This window comes from Bradyrhizobium agreste (assembly GCF_016031625.1).
Lineage (GTDB): Bacteria > Pseudomonadota > Alphaproteobacteria > Rhizobiales > Xanthobacteraceae > Bradyrhizobium > Bradyrhizobium agreste.
Genome location: NZ_JACCHP010000010.1, coordinates 87,766 through 105,338, shown reverse-complemented (window position 1 = coordinate 105,338; position 17,573 = coordinate 87,766). Strand labels below are relative to the sequence as shown.

The following is a 17,573-nucleotide window of genomic DNA, read 5'->3' as shown; positions in this document are numbered from 1 at the left end:
GCGTTGACATCGCAGGAGGCGGGAGTCATTTTTTTGCACAAACAGAGCAGGGGAAACTGCTCGTAGATGCGGGAGGAACGCCATGACAATCGCCATCCGGCAGCTTCAGAAACATTTCGTCGGCGAGGTATCCGGCCTCGATCTGCGCAAGCCGCTCACGCCGGATCAGGCGCGCGAGATCGAGGCCGCCATTGACAAGTACGCGGTGCTCGTCTTCCACGATCAGGACATCACCGACGAGCAGCAGATGGCGTTCGCGCTGAACTTCGGCCAGCGCGAGGACGCGCGCGGCGGCAACATCACCAAGGCGGACGAATACCGCCTCACCTCGGGCCTGAACGACGTCTCCAACCTCGGCAAGGACGGCAAGCCGCTGCCGAAGGACAGCCGCGCCAATCTGTTCAACCTCGGCAATTGCCTGTGGCACTCCGACAGTTCGTTCCGCCCTATCCCCGCAAAGTTCTCGCTGCTGTCGGCGCGCGTGGTGAACCCGAAGGGCGGCAACACCGAATTCGCCGATATGCGCGCGGCCTATGACGCGCTCGACGACGAGACCAAGGCGGAGATCGAGGACCTCGTCTGCGAGCATTCGCTGATGTATTCGCGGGGATCGCTCGGCTTCACCGAATACACCGACGAAGAGAAGGAGATGTTCAAGCCGGTGCTGCAACGGCTGGTGCGCACCCACCCCGTGCATCGCCGCAAGTCGCTGTATCTGTCATCGCATGCCGGCAAGATCGTCGGCATGAGCGTGCCGGAGGGACGTCTGCTGCTGCGCGACCTGACGGAGCACGCCACGCAACCGGAATTCGTCTACGTGCACAAATGGAAGCTGCATGACCTCGTGATGTGGGACAACCGCCAGACCATGCACCGCGTCCGCCGCTACGACCAGTCCCAGCCCCGCGACATGCGCCGCGCGACGGTGGCGGGGACCGAGCCGACGGTGCAGCAGCAGGCGGCGGAGTAGGACGGCATCGGAGTAGCCACAAATTCGGTCGTCGTCCCGGACAAGCGGAGCGCTGGGCAACGCGTAGCGTTGTCCGGCGCGAAGCGCCGATCCGGGACCCATCACCACAGGGCGTGTTTGGCGAAGACTCGTGGTGACCAGCCTGCCTCGAACCGCTCCCTGGGGTTATGGGTCCCGGATCTACGCGCGCTTTTGGCGCGCTTGTCCGGGACGACAGCGGCGTATGTGGCGGTAGTGACTATAGCCAGCTACGCGTGCCCGGCCTCGTTCGAGAGCATGCCGGGGTCGATGCCGATCTTCTGCAAGGCACGGTTGTACTTGTCGTCGACGTCGTCGCCGAAGATCAGATCCGCATCCGCATCGCAATGCAGCCAGCCGTTGCTCTGGATCTCCGTCTCGAGCTGGCCCGGCCCCCAGCCGGCATAGCCGAGCGCGAGGATGGCGTGCTTGGGGCCGGAGCCGTTGGCGATGGCGCGCAGGATGTCGACCGTCGCGGTCAGGCAGACGCCGTCATCGATCCGCAGCGTGGCGTTCTCGATGTAGAAGTCGCTGGAATGCAGCACGAAGCCGCGGCCCGTATCGACCGGGCCGCCCCGCAGCACCTTCATGCTTTCGGCATTCTCCGGCAGCTTGATGTGCTCGCCCTTTTTGATGATGCCGAGCTGCTGCAAGAGCTCGGGGAAATCGATGCTGCCGGCGGGTTGGTTCACGATGATGCCCATCGCCCCCTCGGCCGAATGGGCGCAGAGATAGATCACCGAGCGCTCGAAGCGGGAATCGCCCATCACGGGCATTGCGATCAGGAGCCGGCCGTCGAGATAGCCGCCGGAACTGGGCAGCGCGGCGCCCGAGCTGCGGGTGCTTTCGCCCGTCCTCTTGCCTGTGGGAGCCATCGCTCGAGCACTCCGGTTTCAATTCCTATCCTGATGTCGGGCCGCGCGGCTGTCAAATCAAGGCTTGCGGCGGCTTGATTCAAGTGCATCCATCACACGCAATTCAATGGTTTGGCCTGGGGCGACCCTGTAAAGACGTGCTATGCTCACAAGAGTTCCCCTTCGTGCGGCGATTGGCGTCGCAACAACCCTGCTTGCGTCGGCGTTGGTCCTCGCCGCCCGTGCCGATGACGCTTCGCCGTGGCAGCGCGACGGACATTCCGCGGTGCGGCTGCTGGCGGGATCGCGCAGCGGCGCGGTGCTGCTCGGCGGTATCGCCTTCCAGCTCCAGCCCGGCTGGAAGACCTACTGGCGGTCGCCCGGCGATTCCGGTGTTCCACCCCGGTTCGACTTCTCCAGGTCCGATAATGTCGAAGCGGTGACGGTGATGTGGCCGGCGCCGCTGAAATTCGACGACGGCGCGGGCGGCCATTCGATCGGCTATCGCGACCAGATCGTGCTGCCCCTGCGCATCGTCGCCAAGGCCGCGGACAAGCCGGTGACCCTGCGCGCCGAGATCAACTACGCGGTGTGCGAGAAGCTCTGCATTCCCGTGGAGGCCAGCGCCGAGCTCGGCTTCAACAGCGTCGCCTCGACCGAGGATGCGAACCTGCGAGCGGCGCTCGACACCGTGCCGAAGCCCGCCAATATCGGCGATCCCAATCCGCTCACCATTCGCGACGTCAAGCGGGACGGGCCCAAGAACGTGTTGGTCGACGTGGCGACGCCGGATGGCCGCAACGTCAATCTGTTCGTGGAAGGCCCGACACCCGATTGGGCGCTGCCGATTCCGGCGCCGGCGCAGCACGGCCCGCCCGGGGTCGTGCGCTTCTCGTTCGAGCTCGACGGGCTGCCGCCGGGAGCCAAGCCCGAGGGCGCCGCGCTGAAGTTCACGCTGGTCGGGCCGGAGAAGGCGTACGAGTTCAATACGAATTTAGAGTGAGGGTCGACCCGGCAAGTGAGTTGCGCTGCCGGCACCCCACATTCCGCTGTCGTCCCGGACAAACGCCGCGCAGCAGCGTGCAGATCCGGGACCCATAGCCACGGGGAGCGGTTTGGCGAAGACTCGTGGTTGTCAGCTCGCGCTGCAACTTCTCCCTGGGGTTATGGGTCCCGGATAGGCGCGCGCTTGAGGCGCGCTTGTCCGGGACGACACCGAGCATGGAATAGCCGCCCAACCGAATCTTAACGAATGGTTGCTAATCCCTCACCTGCCGCTGCAGCTGGGGATTCTTCCGAATTGGCCGTGATGGACGCACCACCCGCAAGGACCGGATCGGCCGGGCTGATCGCGCGGCTGCGCGCCAAGCTCGCGGGCGGCTCGAGCGAGGCGTCGCTGACGCGGCGGCTCGCCGGCACCATCTTCGTCATCCGTGTCATCAGCGCTGGGCTTGCCTATGCCTCGCAGGTGCTGCTGGCGCGCTGGATGGGCACGTCTGATTACGGCATCTACGTCTATGTCTGGACCTGGGTGCTGCTGCTCGGCAGCATGATGGATTTCGGCATCTCGGCCTCCGCGCAGAAAATCATTCCGGAGTACCGCGCCAGCGGCGCGCACGCGCTGCTGCGCGGCTTCCTCTCCGGCAGCCGCTGGCTGACCTTTGCCGTATCCACGCTGGTCTCGCTCGGCCTTGCCGGCATCGTCAAATTGCTGTCGCCCTGGATCGATCCGGCCGAGGTGCTGCCGCTCTATATCGGCTGCATGACGCTGCCCGCCTTCGTCGTCGCCAACACCCAGGACGGCATTTCGCGCTCGCACGACTGGATGCAGCTCGGCCTGATGCCGCAATTCATCATCCGGCAGGCGCTGATCATCGGCATCACGGCGCTCGCCTTCCTGCTCGGCTATCATCTCGGCGCCGTCGCCGCGATGGTGGCGAGCCTGGGCGCGGTATGGATCGCGATGGCCGGGCAAATGGTGGTGCTGAACCGCAAGCTCGCCGATCACATCACACCGGGACCGAAGGCCTATGACGTCAGGGGCTGGCTCGCCGTCTCGCTGCCGATCCTGCTGGTCGAGAGCTTCTACCTGCTCTTGTCCTACACCGACGTGCTGGTGCTGCAGCAATTCCGTCCCTCGGACGAGGTCGGCGTCTATTTCGCCGTGGTAAAGACGCTGGCGCTGGTCTCGTTCATCCACTACGCGATGTCGGCGACGACGGCGCACCGCTTCGCCGAATACAATGCCAGCGGCGACAAGGCGCGGCTCTCGGCTTACGTCGCGCATGCGATCAGCTGGACGTTCTGGCCGTCGTTGGCGGCGACTATCGTGCTGCTCGCGCTCGGCAAGCCGCTGCTCTGGCTGTTCGGGCCGCAATTCACGATCGGCTACGACATCATGTTCGTGGCCGCGATCGGCCTCGTGGTGCGCGCTGCGATCGGCCCGGTGGAGCGCCTGCTCAACATGCTGGGTGAGCAGAAGATTTGCGCGCTGGCTTACGCGTTGGCCTTCGTGATGAACCTCGTGCTCTGCATCGCGCTGGTGCCGCGCTACGGCGGCCACGGCGCCGCGGCGGCGACATCGATCTCGCTGACCTTCGAGACGGTGCTGCTGTTCTGGATCGTGCGGCAGCGCCTCGGCCTGCACGTGCTGGCGTTCGGACGCTAGCCATCGGCACGGGATGATTGGAAAGCTCTTCGGCACCTGATATGGTCGGGCATGGCTGCAAGCGATCTGCGAGATCTTCTGGAACGTGCCCAGACCTGGCCCGAAGAGGCCCAGAACGAGCTGGTTGCGATTGCCAGCGAAATCGAGAGCGAACTGCTCGGCGGCGAGTATGTGGCGATGCAGGAAGAACTGCGAAGCATCGATGCGGCCTTAGCCTCTATAGATCGCGGCGAGTTCGCTACGGATGCCGAGGTCGCAGAGGTTTTCGCGAAATTCAGGCGCGGATGAAGGTCGTCTGGACCCGAGAGGCGCTTGCTGACCTCGAAGATATCGCAGCCTATTATGCCGCCAACGCCAGCCCAGCGATCGCCGACACCGTCGGACGAAGATTCGCTGACGTCATCGAGCGCTGCGCCCCTCTCATCGCCGCGGGTCACGCAACGTTCCCCAGGTTCGCATGGTAACGGTCGTCCGCTATCCGTTTCGGATATTTTACCGTGTGAGTGGCGAAGTCATTCATATCATCCATATCCACCACACGTCGCGGCGGCCCCTCACGGGACTGAACGAGCCAGAAAGGCAATACACTTCGCCTCGGACCTGAGAACGGCGATTCGCAGAGGTGAAACGCCCAGTGCCGCTGACTGTGGTCGCGGGCATCGGGCACGGGCGACGGAATCGCAGGGTGGGCAAAGCGGAGCGTGCCCCGTCTCTCTCGATCGCGGGAAAATGGTGGGCACGGCGCTGGCGCGCCTTTGCCCACCCTACGCACCGAGTGCTTACTCCGCGGTCCAGCCGCCGTCGATCGAGAGGTTGGTGCCGGTGATCTGGGCGGCGTCGTCGCTGCACAGGAACAGGGCGAGAGCTGCGACCTGCTCGGAGGTGACGAACTCCTTCGTCGGCTGCGCATCGAGCAGCACGTCGTTGATGACCTGCTCGCGCGTGAGATTGCGCGCCTTCATCGTGTCGGGAATCTGCTTCTCGACCAACGGGGTCCAGACATAGCCGGGGCTGATGCAGTTGCAGGTGATCTTGTGGGTGGCAACTTCAAGCGCCACGGTCTTGGTGAGACCAGCGATGCCGTGCTTGGCCGAGACATAGGCCGACTTGAACGGCGAGGCCACCAGCGAGTGCGCCGACGCCGTGTTGATGATGCGGCCCCAGCCCTTCTTCTTCATGCCGGGCACCGCAGCGCGGATGGCGTGGAAGGCCGAGGACAAGTTGATCGCGATGATCTGGTCCCACTTCTCCGGCGGGAATTCCTCGATCGGCGAGACGAACTGGATGCCCGCATTGTTGACGAGGATGTCGACGGAGCCGAACGTCTTCTCGCCGAGCGCGATCATGCCGGCGATCTCGGCGGGCTTGGTCATGTCGGCGGGCGAGTAGACCGCCTTGACGCCGAATTCGGACTCGATCTTGGCGCGCTCCTTCTCGATGTCCTCCGGGGAGCCGAAACCGTTGATGACGACGTTGGCACCGGCGGCCGCGAAGGCGCGCGCGTAGGCCAGCCCGATACCGCTGGTCGATCCGGTCACGACGGCGTTCTTGCCTGACAGAGTACCCATTCTATTCGCTCCTTTTTGCCGGGGGCGCGGTGACGTCCCCCGTGAGATCGTAGGTCACCATGGTCTCGCCGGACTGCGGCCGCTCCAGCCAGTCCTTGTGGCGCATCGACAGGTGCACGTCGCGCACGCCGGCTTCCCAATGCTCGACCATGGCAATGTGCGAGAAATCGTAATCCTTGGACGAGGACTCGTAGTTCTTGCTGCGATAGATCAGATGCACCACGGTGACGGTGCTTTCGCGCGACACTTTCGCCAGGAATTCGACCGAAGGATCGTTCTTGAGATAGTCCGGCAATTTGCCGATCAGATCGCGCACGGCCCTGCGGGCGTTGTGCAACTGCTTGTTCTTGTCGGTGTTCATCCGCGTGCGGCTGGAATAGCGGATGTCCTTCTCGCGCTCGGCGGCCTCCAGCAGCGAGTTCGGCAGTTCGCCCCGCGCCGAAAACAAATCGACCTGGAAGATCAGCATGTCGCGTTCGACCTCGGCATCGAGCACGTAGTCGAGCGGGGTGTTGGAGGCGATGCCGCCGTCCCAATAATGCTCGCCGTCGATGACGACGGAGGGAAAGCCCGGCGGCAGCGCGCCGGAGGCCATGATGTGCTCGGGGCCGATTTTCTTGCCGAGCTTCTTGAACGCGTAATTGTCGAAATATTTGAAATTGCCCGAGGTGACGCCGACCGCGCCGACCGACAGGCGTGTCTTCAGATCGTTGATGCGGTCGAAATCGACGAGACGCTCCAGCGTCTTCTTCAGCGGCGCGGTGTCATAATAGCTTTCCGCTTCGGGATGCCCCGGCGGCCACAGCGGCGCCGGCGGAATGCGGGGCGTGAAGAAGCCGGGCACGCCGAAGGTCGCAATCAGCGCGGCACTGGTGGAATTGAACAGCTCGCGACTATGGTCGCTCTTGCCGACCGGCTTCCACGGCACCGGGGCCGACACCATTTCCCAGAATTCCTTGAGCCGCTCGACGCGGGTGCGCCCCTCGTTGCCGGCGATGATGGCGGCGTTGACCGCGCCGATCGAGATGCCGGCGACCCATTCCGGCTCGAAGCCGTGGCCGCACAGCGCCTGGAAGGCGCCAGCCTGGTACGAGCCGAGCGCGCCGCCGCCCTGCAGGACCAGGACGCGCTGCGCATTCGTGGGGATTGTTGCGGTTTCCGGACTATGATCGGTCATGCGGGAACAATAGCAAAAGGCCGGCCACCGTGGCGACACTCCGCCGCGGCGTCAATGCATCACCGGATCAAGTCTGGCTTATCGAGGCTCCGTGGAGGCCAGGATCATGGTCCAGAACACCTTGTATTTGGTGCCTGGAGCATAGCTCGCCGCGATGCCCAATTTTGTGACACCGTTCTTGAGCATGTTCGCGCGGTGCGGGGGCGAGTCGCGCCAGCCGGAAAACGCTTCCGCCAGCGTATGATAGCCGGCCGAGATGTTCTCGACCGCCACGGTGGCAGGATAACCGCCAGAGGCCAGACGCTTGGCCAGCGGCGCGCGGACGTCGTGGTCCATCTTGTTGGCCGCCGCCATCGCGCCCGACTGGGATTCGGCGAGCCGAGTCAGATCCGGGTCGACCACAACCGTACCGAGCCCGTTGTTCTGGCGGTATTGCGAGATCATGATCGCGGCCGCTTGCACATCGAGCTTGGAGCCCGGGACCGCCATGTCGGTGTACATGGACGGCTGCTGGACCGGTGTCTCATTGCCGGCACAGCCGGCGAGCAGCAACATGATAAGAATTGCGGCCGCAGCGCGCATGAATCGAGGCCCCCAAATGAGGGGCCGTTGTTGCATACCAACCATGGCTGAAAGGTGAATTTTGAAGAAAATGCTTCCGGGTTCGCGCTGGCGCGCGCCCCGGAATGACGGACATTTCAGCCCGCAAAAATCCGGTAGCGGCGCGGCTTGAGGCCGATCGTGTCGCCGGCGCGCAGTTCCTTGTCGCGGGGGGCGTCGATCTCGATGGTCTCGCCGCCGGATAGCGCCACCTCCGCCCGCTGCACTGGGCCGAAATTGCGGACGTGCTGGACCGCGCCCTCGAAGGCGCCGCTGCCGGGCGGTCCGACCAGCATGTCATGTCGCCGCACGAACAGTTTTGACGCGCCAGGCGCAATCCCTTCAGCCGCGAGATCCAGCTGCCGGTCCCCGAGCCGGACTGCGCCATTGCCGATCTGGATCGGCAGCACGATGGATTCGCCGATGAAGCCGTGCACGAAAGCCGTCGCCGGATTGTCGTAGACATCGTCGGGCGAGCCGATCTGCTCGATCCGTCCCTTATCCATCACCACCACGCGGTTGGCGACTTCCAGCGCCTCCTCCTGGTCGTGCGTGACGAAGATCGAGGTGACGTGGATCTCGTTATGCAGCGAGCGCAGCCATTTGCGCAGCTCCTTGCGCACCTTGGCGTCGAGCGCGCCGAAGGGTTCATCGAGCAGGAGAATGCGCGGCTCGATCGCGAGCGCACGGGCGAGCGCGATGCGCTGACGCTGGCCGCCGGAGAGCTGGCTCGGATAGCGGTCGGAAAGCCAGTCGAGCTGCACGAGATCGAGCAGCTCTTTCACCCGCGCGCGAATGGTTGCTTCGTCCTTGCGAACCGCGCGCGGCTGCACGCGGAGCCCAAAGGCGACGTTCTCGAACACCGTCATGTGGCGGAACAGCGCATAGTGCTGGAACACGAATCCAACGTGGCGCTCGCGGGCGCCTTGCGCCAGCGCGTCCTCGCCGTTGAAGGTGACTTCGCCCGAGTCCGGCCAGTCAAGGCCGGCGATGATCCGCAGCAAGGTGGTCTTGCCGGAGCCGGATGGGCCGAGCAGTGCCAGCAGCTCACCGTCATTGACCTTGAGATCAACGCCATCGAGGGCTGCAAAACTGCCGAATTTCTTGACGAGATTCTTGACTTCAATGGTCACGGGGCTCGTGTCCTTCGTCCAGATGACGTTCGAGAACGGTTTTTGCGATCAGCGTGATCAGCGCGAGCATCGCGAGCAGCGAGGCGATCGCGAAAGCGGCGACGAACTGGTATTCGTTGTAGAGAATCTCGACCAGGAGCGGCATGGTGTTGGTCTCGCCGCGGATGTGGCCGGAGACGACGGAGACGGCACCGAACTCGCCCATCGCACGCGCGTTGCAGAGCAGGACGCCGTAGAGCACGCCCCATTTGATGTTGGGCAGGGTGACGCGGAAGAAGGTCTGCAAGCCCGAGGCGCCGAGCGAGATCGCGGCCTCCTCCTCCTGCGTGCCCTGCTCCTGCATCAGGGGGATCAGCGCGCGCGCCACGAACGGGAAGGTCACGAAGGTGGTGGCCAGCGCGATGCCGGGCACGGCGAACAGGATCTGGATGTCGTGCTCGCGCAGCCAGCTGCCGAAATAGCCTTGCGCGCCAAACAGCAGCACGAAGACGAGGCCCGAGATCACCGGACTGACCGAGAACGGCAGGTCGATCAGCGTGATCAGCACGGTCTTGCCCGGGAATTCGAATTTTGCAATCGCCCAGCCGGCGACGAGGCCGAACACCAGATTGAGGCCGACGGAAATCGCCGCGACGATCAAAGTCAGCTTGATCGCCGCCATCGCCTCCGGTTCGGCGAGCGCGGCGAAATAGGCGAGGATGCCGCGCGAGAATGCCTGCGCGAACACGACGACGAGCGGCAGCACGACGAAGACGGTGAGAAACAGCACCGCCAGCGTGATGATGGCGATGCGGACCGGGCGCGGCTCGGTGCGCAGATTGTTCCGCGCTGCTGCCGCCTGTGCGCGCGCCTTCGAGTCGGAGGCCGAGAGCGACACGGAATCTGCGATCTGCATCGTCATGATCCGCCCTCAGCGTGCCGGGATCCGGCTCTGCGCCCAGCGCTGGAGCCGATTGACCGCGAAGATGATGACGAAGGAGACGACCAACATGACCACCGCAATCGCGGTCGCATCGGCGTAACGGAATTCGGACAGACGTATCACGATCAAGAGCGGCGCGATCTCGGAGACGTTGGGCAGATTGCCGGCGATGAAGATCACCGAGCCGTATTCACCGACCGCGCGGGCGAAAGCGAGCGCGAGCCCCGTGAGCAGCGCCGGCGCGAGCGAGGGCAGGATCACGCGGACGATGGTCTGCGAGCGGCTGGCCCCCAGGCTGCCCGCGGCCTCCTCGATTTCAGGGTCGAGATCCTGGAGCACCGGCTGCACGGTGCGGACCACGAACGGAATGCCGATGAAGATCATGGCGACGAAGATGCCGACCGGCGTGAACGCCACCTTGATGCCGAGCGCGGCGAGCGGCGCCCCCAACCAGCCCTTCTCGGCGAACAGGGCCGTCAGCGCGACGCCGGCCACCGCTGTCGGCAGCGCAAACGGCACGTCGACGATGGCATCGAAGATCCGGCGACCGGGGAAGCGGTAGCGCACCAGCGCCCAGACGATGATGCTGCCCATCACCAGATTTACGCAGGCCGCCGCAAAGGCGAGGCCGAACGAGACCCGAAGCGCGTTCAGGGTGCGGCGGCTGGAGAGGATGTTCCAGAACTGCTCGGGGCTGAGCTCGAGCGATCTCAGGAACAGGCCGGCGAGCGGAATCAGGATGATCACGGACAGCCAGGAAAGCGTCAGTCCCATGGTGAGACCGAAGCCCGGCAATGTCCTGCGTCGTGCTGCGAGTGCGCTCACCAGGCCCCCTGCTAAATGCCTCCTACGACAGCGCCCGATCAGTTCTTGTAGATCTGATCAAAGACGCCGCCATCGGCGAAATGTTCCTTTTGCGCCTTGGTCCAGCCGCCGAAGACGTCGTCGATCGTGAACAGTTCGACCTTCGCGAAGGCATTCTCGTACTTCTTCGCAATTTCGGCGTCGCGAGGACGGTAGAAATTGCGCGCGGCAATTTCTTGGGCTTCCTTAGTATACCAATACTGCAAGTAAGCGTCAGCCGCGTTCCGGGTGCCTTTTTTGTCAGCAACCTTGTCCACAATGGTGACCGGCGGCTCGGCGAGGATCGATTGCGGCGGTGCAACGATCTCGAACTTGTTCGCACCGAACTCCTTCAAGGCCAGGAACGCCTCGTTCTCCCAGGCGAGCAGCACGTCGCCCACGCCGCGCTCGACGAAGGTCACGGTGGCGCCGCGTGCGCCGGTATCCAGCACCGGCACCTGCTGGAAGAGCTTCCCTACGAACTCCTTGGCCTTGTCGGCCGAGCCGTACTTCTTCTGCGCAAAGCCCCAAGCGGCGAGATAATTCCAGCGCGCGCCGCCCGACGTCTTCGGGTTCGGGGTGATGACGGCAACGCCCGGCTTGAGCAGATCGTCCCAGTCCTTGATGCCCTTGGGATTGCCCTTGCGCACCAGGAAGACGATGGTCGAGGTATAGGGTGATGAATTCTGCGGCAGCCGCTTCTGCCAGTCCGCCGCAATGAGGCCCTTGCTCGCGATCGCGTCGATGTCATAGGCGAGCGCCAGCGTCACCACGTCGGCCTGCAAGCCGTCGATAACGCCACGCGCCTGCGAGCCGCTGCCGCCATGCGACTGCTTGATCTCGACGCTCTTGCCGGTTTCCTTCTGATAAGCGTTCGCGAACGCCTTGTTGAACTCGGCATAGAGTTCGCGCGTCGGATCGTACGACACGTTCAGCAAATTGATGTCGGCGGCCACAGCCGAGCCTGCCCAGAAAGCCGTCGCGAGCAATCCTGCGGCGAGCGGAACGATACGGCGCATCATGTCCATCTCCATTCACCTCGACGGCATCGGCGCCGTCGACGGCAGGCATAACTCGTGGCGAAACGCTCTTGTGTCAACGGAACCCGATTTTCTTGTTCGCAGCGCGGCAGCTCAGCTGTGCTACGAAGTCTTCATGGTGTGGATGCCGCATTCTGTCTTGGCCCGGCCGCGCCACCGGCCGGCGCGTGCATCCTCGCCCTCACTCGTTCTGCTGGTGCAAGGCATACACCCAACGGACAGAAATCCTGATACAACCAGAGGGTGCCGCGGCAATTTGGCGCGGGTGAAGATCGCCTCGATCTCCTCGCGCGAGACATTGGCGAAGGGATTGAACTTCAGCCGCGCGCCGTCGTCCTCGACGACCGGAATCTCGGCGCGCGCATTGCCCTGGAAGCGCTTGCGGCCGTTGAGCCACGCATCGAACGGCTTCAGCGCACGCGCCAGCGGCTCGACCTTGCGGATGCGGCAGCAGGCGTCGGGATCGGAGAACCAGAGGTCGCGGTCGGGATCTTCGCGCGACAGCGTATCCTCGGCGGGCTTGATCGAACGGACGTCCTTCAGGCCCAGCGTCGCGATCAAGGTGTCGCGATAGGCGAGCGTCTCCTCGAACAACCAGCCGGTGTCGAGAAAGATAACGGGGATCGCCGGATCGACGTCCGCCATCACCTTGAGCAGCGTCGCCGATTCCGTGCCGAAGGAGGACACCAGCGCAAGCTTGTCGCGCCCGACCGTCTTCAGCGCCGCGGCAATGACCTCCGCAGGCGAGGCATCGCGCAAGGCACGATCGAGCTCGTCCGCCGAAGGCAGCGCAGACACGGGCGAAACCTGAGGCGCGATCGCGTTCACGTGCCGACCCCTTCGGAGTGGCGCAATTGCATGCGCCGGTGCAGCGCGGTGATGCGGCCATCGCCGGTCGGCTGGTAGAACACCGAATAGCGCTTCGCGGTCTGCATGAAGGCTTCCGCGTCGGCCTGCTTCTTGACCTCGAAGGCATCGAAGCCGGCCCGCAGCATGAACACGAACTGGTCGCGCAGCACCTGACCGGTGGCGCGCAATTCGCCGCGGTAATCGTAACGTTCGCGCAGCAGCCGCGCCTGGCTGTAGGCGCGCCCGTCACGGAAGGTCGGGAACACCAGCGCGACGGCCGCGATCTTGCCGAGATACGGCACGAGCTCGGCGATGTCGCGATTGTTGGGCCAGATCACGCCGACCTTGCCCGACCGCTTGAGCAGCACGTCGGCTTCGCCGAGGAAGCGCTCGGCGGGCACCAGGATGTCGCCGCCCTCGGGCAGCGGGGTGTCGACGGCGAGCTTGACGAAGCTGTCATCGACGATCTTTCCGCCGTTAACGAGTGGCATAGACGCGCTCCTTGAAGGGTTCGACGCCGAGGCGCTTCACCGTGTCCATGAACAGCTCTTCCGGCCGCTCGCGCAGCGCGAGGTAGGCTTCCACGATGTCCTCGACGACGTCTGCGACCTCGTCGAACTTGACGCCGGGACCGATCAGGGTGCCGAGCGCCGCATTCTCGTCGGCACGGCCGCCGATGGTGATCTGGTAGACCTCCTCGCCGTTCTTCTCGACGCCGAGAATGCCGATATGGCCGACATGGTGATGGCCGCAGGCATTGATGCAGCCGGAGATGTTGATGTGCAGACGGCCGATCAGGTTGGCGAGCTCATGATTGGCGAAGCGCCGCGTCAGCTCCTGCGCAATCGGGATCGAGCGGGCATTCGCCAGCGAGCAATAATCGAGCCCGGGGCAAGCGATGATGTCGGTGATCAGGTTGACGTTGGGCGTCGCCAGCCCAAGCTTGTCGAGCGCCTTCCACAGCGCCGGCAAATCGCGCTTGGCGACGTGCGGCAGCGCCAGGTTCTGCTCGTGGCCGACACGGATCTCGCCGAAGGAATATTTGTCGGCAAGATCTGCCAGCGCGTCCATCTGCTCGGCGGTGGCATCGCCCGGAGGCCCGCCGGTCGGCTTCAGCGAGATGGTGACGATCGAATAGCCTTGCACCTTGTGCGGCGCCACCGAGTTCTTGCGCCACGCCTCGAAGTCGGGGTCGGCCGCGGCCTGGCGCAGCTCGTCCGGCATATGCGGCAGCTTCTCGTAAGCAGGATAGGTGAATCGCGAGCGGATGTCCTCGATCATCTCGTCGTCGAGCTGGAGCGAGGAATTGCGAATCTGCTGCCACTCGTCCTCGACCTCGCGCGAGAATTTTTCGATGCCGAGCTCGTGCACCAGGATCTTGATGCGCGCCTTGTAGATGTTGTCGCGCCGGCCGTACTGATTGTAGACGCGCAAGATCGCCTCGATGTAGCTGAGGATGTCGCGGCCGTGCACGAAGTGCTTGATGGTCTTGGCGATGAACGGCGTGCGGCCCAAACCGCCGCCGACCAGCACCTCGAATCCGGTCTCGCCCCTCTCGTTCTTGATCAGCCGCAGGCCGATGTCGTGGATCCTGATCGCAGCGCGGTCGTGGTCCGAGGCGGTGATCGCGATCTTGAACTTGCGCGGCAGGAACGAGAATTCCGGATGCAGCGTGGTGTGCTGGCGGATCAGCTCCGACCAGATGCGGGGGTCCTCGATCTCGCCCGGCGCGACGCCGGCCCATTGGTCCGAGGTGACGTTGCGCATGTTGTTGCCGGAGGTCTGCATAGCGTGGATGCCGACCTTGGCGAGGTCTGCGAGCGCATCCGGCAGCTCGGCGAGCTTGATCCAGTTGAACTGGATGTTCTGCCGGGTGGTGAAGTGGCCATAGCCGCGATCGTATTTGCGCGCGACGTGGGCGAGCGCGCGCATCTGGTTCGTCGCCAGCGTGCCGTAGGGAATAGCGACGCGGAACATGTAGGCGTGCAGCTGCAGATAGACGCCGTTCTGAAGCCGCAGGATCTTGAACTCGTCCTCGGTGAGCTCGCCGGAAAGGCGCCGCTTCACCTGATCGCGGAACTCCGAGACGCGCTCGTTGACGAGCGTGCGGTCGATTTCGTCGTAAGCATACATACGTTGCGTGCCTTAAATCTGGGCCGGCTGTCCGATGGTGACGCCGGTGCGGCGAATCTGTTCGCGCAGATTGCCGGGCAGGACCTTGCCATCGTCGCCGATCTGCACCGGCGCGATATAGGGGCCGATGGCGCCGACGTCATCGGCCACGGCTTCCGCAAGCAACGCCTTGGCCTCGTCGGAGTTGCGCACGATGGCGGCTTCCGACAGCTCCGCGGACCAGCTCTTGCCGGCGGTGCGGTAGACCACGATGCCGTCCCAGGTGCGGTTGGCGGTCACGACCGAGGGACCGGCGATGCGGATCTTCTTTTGTTCGAGCGGAGAGGTCATTCGGCTGCATCCAATAGGTCAGAGATGATTTGCTTGGGTGTCTGGCGGCGAAGCGAGCCGGCATGCCGGACCACGTCGCCGATGATGAGGATGGCGGGACCGCCATGGATCCGCCGCACCAGTTCCGGCAGGTCGCGCAGCGTGCCGATCGCGCCTTGCGCATCGGGCCGCGTGACGCGGGCGAACACGCCGACCGGCGTCTCCGGCGAGCGGCCGGCCGCGAACAGGCCGGCGCGCACGGCAGGCGCTGCGGTCATGCCCATGTAGACCACAACCGTCATCTTCGTGTCGGTCAGCGTCGACCAGTCCACGGCTTCCGCATCGCGCGCCTTGTGTGCGGTGAGGAAGGTGATGCGGGTCGCTTCGTGACGGTAAGTGAGCGGCACCTCGAAATCGGCAGCAGCGCCGAGCCCTGCGGTGATGCCGGGAACGATCGAATAGGCGACGCCGGCGGCACGGAGCGCTTCCACCTCTTCGCCGCCGCGGCCGAACACGAAGGGATCGCCGCCTTTCAGCCGCACGACGCGTTGGCCCGCTTGCGCGGCCTCGATCATGCGTTTGTTGATGGCGTCCTGGCCGATGCCGGGCTTGCCGACGCGGCGGCCGACCGCAACGCGCGTGGTGTCGCGGCGAATGCGGTCGAGAATCTCGGGCGAGACCAGCTCGTCATGGAAGACGATGTCGGCGTCCTGCAGCGCGCGCAGCGCCTTGATGGTGAGCAGATCGGGATCGCCGGGACCGGCGCCGACCAGCGCGACCGAGCCTTCCGGCTTGCCCGCGCGCGCGAATGCGGTGGGATCGGAGATCGCCTTGAGCGATGCGTCCGCTTCGCTGTTGCGGCCGGCGAGCACGGCGGCGCCGATCGGACCGTCGATGACGCGCTCCCAGAAGCGGCGGCGCAGTGGAAACTCGGCGATGCGCTCGTTGATCGACTTGCGGAAGGTGCCGATGAACTCGGCGAGCTCGCCGATGCGCGCCGGCAGCAGCGCTTCGATCTTCTCGCGCACGCGCCGCGCCACCACCGGAGAGGTGCCGCCGGTGCCGACCGCGACCACGACATCGCCGCGATCGACGATGGCCGGAAAGATAAAACTGGAATGTTCGAGGTCGTCCATGACGTTGACGGGCAGGCCAGCCGCCTTGGCGCGAGCCGACATGGCGACACCGACATCGCCTGCGCCCGCGCAGACGACAGCGATGACGCCCGAAAGATCGGCCGTGAGCGGATCGCCCGCTGCAATCTCGATGCGCACCGCATCTTCGAAAGCCAGGCCCAGGTCATGATTGCCGTCGATCGCATGCACGCGCAGGCGCGCGCCGGCAGCGGCGAGCACGCGCAGCTTGGCGCGCAAAAGCTCGCCCGCCCCGATGAGGACCACCGGGCCGGCCTTGAGATCGAGAAACACCGGCAAGAACCGCATGTGATACTCGCTTCCCCACAAACGGGGTTGACTGGAATTATTTTCTATATATGTCTCGTTTCTAGCGCGCAAAGAGAAATTTTTTCTTCTCTTCCGCAGCGCAACTATAGAATTTTCGCCTCCAAACGCAAAGTGGCAGAGATGCATCTTCTCAAGGACGATTCCGCTGCTGATCGACTGAGCAATCCGGCGCTGGCTGAGCGCGTGCGCGCGCAAGAATTTTCTGCCGAACTTGCCCCGAGCATGGACCATCTCGACCAGCTCGAAGCGCAGAGCATCTACATCTTCCGTGAGGCCTTTGCCCGGCTGAAGAAGATCGCTCTGTTGTGGTCGCTCGGCAAGGACTCCAACGTCATGATCTGGCTGGCGCGGAAAGCCTTCTTCGGCAGGATGCCGTTCCCGGCCCTTCACGTCGATACCGGCAAGAAGTTTCCGGAGATGTACCGCTTCCGCGATCATTACGGCAAGGAATGGGATCTCGATCTGCGCGTCGAGCCCTGTCCGCCGATCGATGCCGTCGACCCAACGCTGCCGCCGGCGGCCCGTTCCGCCGCGCGCAAGACCGAGGGCCTCAAGATGGCGCTCGCAAAGTACGGCTTCGACGGCCTGATCGCCGGCATCCGCCGCGACGAGGAAGCAACGCGCGCCAAGGAGCGGGTGTTCTCGCCGCGCGGCTTGGAGGGCAATTGGGACGTGCGCGACCAGCCGCCGGAGTTCTGGGATCATTTCAACGCCTCGCCGCCGCAAGGCGCGCATTTGCGCATTCATCCGATCCTGCATTGGACCGAGGCCGACATCTGGGCCTACACCAAGCGCGAGAACATCCCGATCATTCCGCTGTACCTCGCCAAGAACGGCAAGCGTTATCGCTCGCTGGGTGACCAGGACATCACCAATCCGGTTGCCTCAAACGCTGCGAGCATCGAGGAGATCCTGATCGAGCTCGAGCAGACCAAAGTGCCGGAGCGCTCGGGGCGCGCGCTCGACCACGAGACCGAGGACGCCTTCGAGCGCCTTCGCGTCGCCGGCTATCTCTGATCAAGGATG

Annotated in this window: 19 protein-coding genes; 6 read left to right on the top strand and 13 right to left on the bottom strand. The window is 64.4% G+C overall.

Going from position 1 to position 17,573, the window contains the following annotated elements:
- Window positions 1-82: 82 nt before the first annotated feature.
- Window positions 83-970 (top strand): TauD/TfdA dioxygenase family protein, encoded by an 888-nt coding sequence (locus tag HZZ13_RS16535; RefSeq protein WP_197960613.1) that lies wholly within the window; start codon window positions 83-85, stop codon window positions 968-970.
- A 248-nt stretch (window positions 971-1,218) separates the two neighbouring features.
- Here the strand turns inward: HZZ13_RS16535 and HZZ13_RS16530 are convergent, their stop codons facing one another.
- On the bottom strand, window positions 1,219-1,863 hold the full coding sequence (locus tag HZZ13_RS16530; RefSeq protein ID WP_197960612.1) for a YqgE/AlgH family protein: 645 nt from the start codon (window positions 1,861-1,863) through the stop codon (window positions 1,219-1,221).
- Between the two features lie 142 nt (window positions 1,864-2,005).
- Between HZZ13_RS16530 and HZZ13_RS16525 the strand changes: the two genes are divergently transcribed.
- The 4 genes from HZZ13_RS16525 to HZZ13_RS36840 all read left to right on the top strand — a co-directional run bounded on the left by HZZ13_RS16525 (window position 2,006) and on the right by HZZ13_RS36840 (window position 4,974).
- The gene (locus HZZ13_RS16525) at window positions 2,006-2,845 is read left to right on the top strand and encodes a protein-disulfide reductase DsbD domain-containing protein (protein WP_197960611.1); all 840 of its coding nucleotides are present in this window, start codon (window positions 2,006-2,008) and stop codon (window positions 2,843-2,845) included.
- Between the two features lie 297 nt (window positions 2,846-3,142).
- Complete coding sequence (locus HZZ13_RS16520; RefSeq protein ID WP_197960610.1) at window positions 3,143-4,510, top strand: flippase; 1,368 nt, start codon at window positions 3,143-3,145, stop codon at window positions 4,508-4,510.
- 51 nt (window positions 4,511-4,561) lie between these two features.
- Window positions 4,562-4,798 (top strand): hypothetical protein, encoded by a 237-nt coding sequence (locus HZZ13_RS16515; RefSeq protein WP_197960609.1) that lies wholly within the window; start codon window positions 4,562-4,564, stop codon window positions 4,796-4,798.
- The gene (locus tag HZZ13_RS36840; protein WP_246504451.1) at window positions 4,795-4,974 is read left to right on the top strand and encodes a type II toxin-antitoxin system RelE/ParE family toxin; all 180 of its coding nucleotides are present in this window, start codon (window positions 4,795-4,797) and stop codon (window positions 4,972-4,974) included. The genes HZZ13_RS16515 and HZZ13_RS36840 overlap by 4 nt, the downstream gene beginning before the upstream one ends.
- A 315-nt stretch (window positions 4,975-5,289) precedes the next feature.
- Here HZZ13_RS36840 and HZZ13_RS16505 read toward each other — a convergent pair whose 3' ends face one another.
- The 12 genes from HZZ13_RS16505 to cysG form a co-directional block, all read right to left on the bottom strand.
- Entirely contained in the window at window positions 5,290-6,078 is a 789-nt protein-coding gene (locus HZZ13_RS16505; protein WP_197960608.1) for a 3-hydroxybutyrate dehydrogenase, read from the bottom strand.
- 1 nt (window position 6,079) lies between these two features.
- Window positions 6,080-7,255 carry a DUF3734 domain-containing protein gene (locus tag HZZ13_RS16500; RefSeq protein WP_197960607.1) on the bottom strand — a complete coding sequence of 392 codons (1,176 nt, stop codon included), beginning with the start codon at window positions 7,253-7,255 and terminating at the stop codon, window positions 6,080-6,082.
- A 78-nt stretch (window positions 7,256-7,333) separates the two neighbouring features.
- Window positions 7,334-7,837: a CAP domain-containing protein gene (locus tag HZZ13_RS16495; protein WP_197960606.1), complete on the bottom strand. Its 504-nt coding sequence runs from the start codon at window positions 7,835-7,837 to the stop codon at window positions 7,334-7,336.
- Window positions 7,838-7,953: 116 nt separating this feature from the next.
- Window positions 7,954-8,988: a sulfate/molybdate ABC transporter ATP-binding protein gene (locus HZZ13_RS16490; RefSeq protein ID WP_197960605.1), complete on the bottom strand. Its 1,035-nt coding sequence runs from the start codon at window positions 8,986-8,988 to the stop codon at window positions 7,954-7,956.
- A complete protein-coding gene (cysW, locus tag HZZ13_RS16485) occupies window positions 8,978-9,889 on the bottom strand; it encodes a sulfate ABC transporter permease subunit CysW (protein ID WP_197960604.1) in 912 nt (303 codons plus the stop codon). The genes HZZ13_RS16490 and cysW overlap by 11 nt, the downstream gene beginning before the upstream one ends.
- 9 nt (window positions 9,890-9,898) lie before the next feature.
- Entirely contained in the window at window positions 9,899-10,735 is an 837-nt protein-coding gene (gene cysT, locus HZZ13_RS16480; protein ID WP_197960603.1) for a sulfate ABC transporter permease subunit CysT, read from the bottom strand.
- A 38-nt stretch (window positions 10,736-10,773) separates the two neighbouring features.
- Window positions 10,774-11,787 carry a sulfate ABC transporter substrate-binding protein gene (locus tag HZZ13_RS16475; RefSeq protein WP_376707050.1) on the bottom strand — a complete coding sequence of 338 codons (1,014 nt, stop codon included), beginning with the start codon at window positions 11,785-11,787 and terminating at the stop codon, window positions 10,774-10,776.
- Window positions 11,788-11,895: 108 nt separating this feature from the next.
- Complete coding sequence (locus tag HZZ13_RS16470; protein ID WP_197960601.1) at window positions 11,896-12,621, bottom strand: phosphoadenylyl-sulfate reductase; 726 nt, start codon at window positions 12,619-12,621, stop codon at window positions 11,896-11,898.
- Complete coding sequence (locus HZZ13_RS16465; RefSeq protein ID WP_197960600.1) at window positions 12,618-13,133, bottom strand: DUF934 domain-containing protein; 516 nt, start codon at window positions 13,131-13,133, stop codon at window positions 12,618-12,620. Before HZZ13_RS16465 ends, HZZ13_RS16470 begins: the two co-directional genes overlap by 4 nt.
- Window positions 13,120-14,775: a nitrite/sulfite reductase gene (locus HZZ13_RS16460; RefSeq protein ID WP_197960599.1), complete on the bottom strand. Its 1,656-nt coding sequence runs from the start codon at window positions 14,773-14,775 to the stop codon at window positions 13,120-13,122. The genes HZZ13_RS16465 and HZZ13_RS16460 overlap by 14 nt, the downstream gene beginning before the upstream one ends.
- A gap of 12 nt (window positions 14,776-14,787) precedes the next feature.
- A complete protein-coding gene (locus tag HZZ13_RS16455; protein WP_197960598.1) occupies window positions 14,788-15,105 on the bottom strand; it encodes a DUF2849 domain-containing protein in 318 nt (105 codons plus the stop codon).
- Entirely contained in the window at window positions 15,102-16,526 is a 1,425-nt protein-coding gene (gene cysG, locus HZZ13_RS16450; protein ID WP_197960597.1) for a siroheme synthase CysG, read from the bottom strand. Before cysG ends, HZZ13_RS16455 begins: the two co-directional genes overlap by 4 nt.
- Before the next feature lie 243 nt (window positions 16,527-16,769).
- On the opposite strand from cysG, the gene cysD reads away from it, so the two are divergent.
- Window positions 16,770-17,564, top strand: coding sequence for a sulfate adenylyltransferase subunit CysD (cysD, locus tag HZZ13_RS16445; RefSeq protein WP_197960697.1), 795 nt, complete (start codon window positions 16,770-16,772; stop codon window positions 17,562-17,564).
- The last annotated feature ends 9 nt before the right edge of the window (window positions 17,565-17,573 follow it).